Source organism: Streptomyces sp. NPDC049577 (assembly GCF_040675635.1).
Taxonomy (GTDB): Bacteria; Actinomycetota; Actinomycetes; order Streptomycetales; family Streptomycetaceae; genus Streptomyces.
The window spans coordinates 1-2,382 of the sequence record NZ_JBFAPH010000549.1; the positions used below are offsets into that span (position 1 = coordinate 1).

Genomic DNA, 2,382 nt, shown 5'->3' on the forward strand with positions numbered 1-2,382 from the left:
GTCCTTCACCGGCGGACCGATGCCCAGCTTCGCCTCCGGGAACAGCTCCTGCACCGCCTGCGCCATCACATGCGCCGTCGAGTGCCGCAGGATGTCCAGGCCGTCGGGGCTGCCGACGGCGACCGGCTCGGCGGTGTCGCCGTCCGTCACCGGGGTGTCCAGGTCGCACAGCCGGCCGTCGACCCGCACCGCGATCACCGCGCGGTCCCCAGCGAACAGCGTCGCGTAGGTCGTGCCCGCGGGGAGCGTCTCGGTGCTGTGCCGGGTGTCGCGGGTGACGGAGATGGTCACGTCGGTCAAGGAGAGCTCCTCGGGCATGGTTCGTGGGTTTTCGGATCATAGCGACAGCCCCGCCGACCCCAAGTCGGCGGAGCCCGCGGGAAGTTCCCCGGCGAAGGGGAATGGAAAATTCCTGTTGTGGACAGGAGGGTGTGTCAGGTCAGCGCGCCGGCCCGGGCGGCGCGGCGCAGGCCCCAGGGGACGAGCAGGGCCGCGGCCGCCGTCCAGCCGGCGCACACCAGCAACTCGCCCAGCACCTGGGCCGGGGGCAGGGGCCCGCCGGCGGCCAGGGCGCGGATCGCGGTCAGGGCGTGCGTCATCGGGAGCAGGGCCGCCACCACGGCGCCCGGACCGGACGCCGGGGCGGTGTTCACCCCGCCGAACAGCATCAGCAGCACCAGCACCCCGGAGGTGAGATAGCCCCGCGACTCGGGGAAGCGCATGCTCAGCGGCGTGAGCGTGAGGGCCAGGGCGTAGCAGGAGACCGTGCCGAGGACCTCCAGGGCCAGCACGGCGGCCAGGGCGCCGGTCGGCAGGGAGAAGCCGGTGACGAGCGGGAGCAGGGCGGTGGCCAGCGCGGCGGTGACCGCCGCGTCGCACACCCAGTACGCCCCGCGGGCGGCCAGCACCGGCAGCGGGGCGGCACGGCCCAGGAGCAGGAACGGCAGGGTGCCCGCCCGCCGTTCGGCGGCGCACGAGGCGACCACCCCCAGGGCGCCGAGCGGCCCGAGCAGGGCGGCGTTGCCCAGGGCGATGTAGTCCCGGCTCTCCGGGGCGCCCAGCAGCCGGCCCAGCGAGGCGAAGAAGGCGACCTGCGCGAGCAGCCGCAACAGCCAGCCGAACAGCCAGGTGCGCCAGGTGAACATGCGCCGGTAGTCGGCGAACCCGGCCTGCACGCCGAGCTGGAAGAGGTGCAGCCGGCGGTCCAGGGAACGGACGAGGGCGAGCCTAGGCATGGAGGGCCACGCTCCCTTCACGGGCACGGGAGACGACGGAACGGAGCACGGTGACGCCGAGGACGCACTGCAGCGCGGCGAGCAGCCCCAGCGCGAGCAGGCGCGGCCCGGTACCGGTCGGGTCGCCGGTGAGCGCGTCCCGCATCAGGTCGGCGCCCCAGGACAGGAACCAGGCCCGGCTCAGCGCGGCCAGCGGCTGCGGCAGCAGCGAGGCCGGGACGACGAGCCCGCCCAGCAGATAGCAGGGGTACGTCAGCGCGTTCTGGTACGTCCGCGCGCCGCGGACCAGGACGAAGAGCCCGGACAGCAGTGTGGCCGTGCCCACGGTCCCGGCGAAGGTCAGCAGCAGTGCCGCGAGGAACGGGCCGGGCGCGGCCACCCGCAGCGGCAGACCGAAGCCGGCGGTCCCGATGAGCACGATCTCCAGCGCGGCCGGCAGGCACAGGGCCGCGGCCGTGGCGATCCGCAGCAGCAGGGAGCGGGTGTACGAGCCGGGCGCGGCGAGAAGTATCTCCAGCATCCCCTCGGCACGGTCGTGGTCGACGGCCTCGGAGGCCACGAACACCGCGTGCGACCACATCGTCATGGTGAAGGCGGTGAGCGCGACCGGCGCGGCGAGCTCCGGCTGGCCGCCGTCGCGGACGACGGTGAAGAACACCAGGGAGTACAGCGGGACGAAGCAGAGCAGGGCCAGCAGCCCGGGCCGGCGCGAGATCAGCAGCCAGGCGGTACGGACGTGTGCGGTCATCGGACGCCGAACTCCCGGTCGGGGATGACGGCCCGGTACACGTCGCCGAGTCCCGGGCCGGCGACGGAGACACCGGAGCAGCCGTGCTCGGCCAGGACGCGCAGGGCGAGGGCGAGCTGAGCGGTGCCGGTGGTGGTGAAGCGCAGGCCGCCCTCCTCGGGGCGCCGGCAGTCCGCCGCCGCGAAGTCCCCGTCCCAGGCGCGCGCGAGGGCCCCCGGCACCTGGCCGGGAGCGCTCGCCACGGTCACCGTCCGGCGCTCCGCCAGCCCGGCGAGGAGCTCGGCGGGGGTGCCGCGGGCCACGACGCGGCCCTCGTCGAGCACGTGCTCGTCCGTGACGGACGCCGCGATGCGCGACTCCTTCGAGCCCGGGACCAGGTGGTCCACCAGCACGCCCAGC

At 74.8% G+C, this 2,382-nt stretch carries 3 protein-coding genes and 1 pseudogene; all 4 read right to left on the bottom strand.

All coding sequences use genetic code 11. The annotated features are described in order from the left end of the window. A pseudogene (thrS, locus tag AB0K09_RS32440) lies at nt 1-300 on the bottom strand (threonine--tRNA ligase); the annotation flags it as partial. A gap of 134 nt (nt 301-434) precedes the next feature. Continuing rightward, entirely contained in the window at nt 435-1,235 is an 801-nt protein-coding gene (locus AB0K09_RS32445; RefSeq protein ID WP_366068978.1) for an ABC transporter permease, read from the bottom strand. Further along, nucleotides 1,228-1,983: an ABC transporter permease gene (locus AB0K09_RS32450; RefSeq protein ID WP_366068980.1), complete on the bottom strand. Its 756-nt coding sequence runs from the start codon at nt 1,981-1,983 to the stop codon at nt 1,228-1,230. Before AB0K09_RS32450 ends, AB0K09_RS32445 begins: the two co-directional genes overlap by 8 nt. Next, a partial coding sequence (locus AB0K09_RS32455) for a DUF3097 family protein (protein WP_366068981.1) occupies nt 1,980-2,382 on the bottom strand: 403 nt, incomplete at its 5' end. The genes AB0K09_RS32450 and AB0K09_RS32455, both read right to left, overlap by 4 nt.

Coding starts and splice junctions, on each gene's coding strand:
- AB0K09_RS32445 (WP_366068978.1), bottom strand. CDS start 1,235: ATGCCTAGGCTCGCCCTCGTCCGTTCCCTGGACCGCCGGCTGCACCTC.
- AB0K09_RS32450 (WP_366068980.1), bottom strand. CDS start 1,983: ATGACCGCACACGTCCGTACCGCCTGGCTGCTGATCTCGCGCCGGCCC.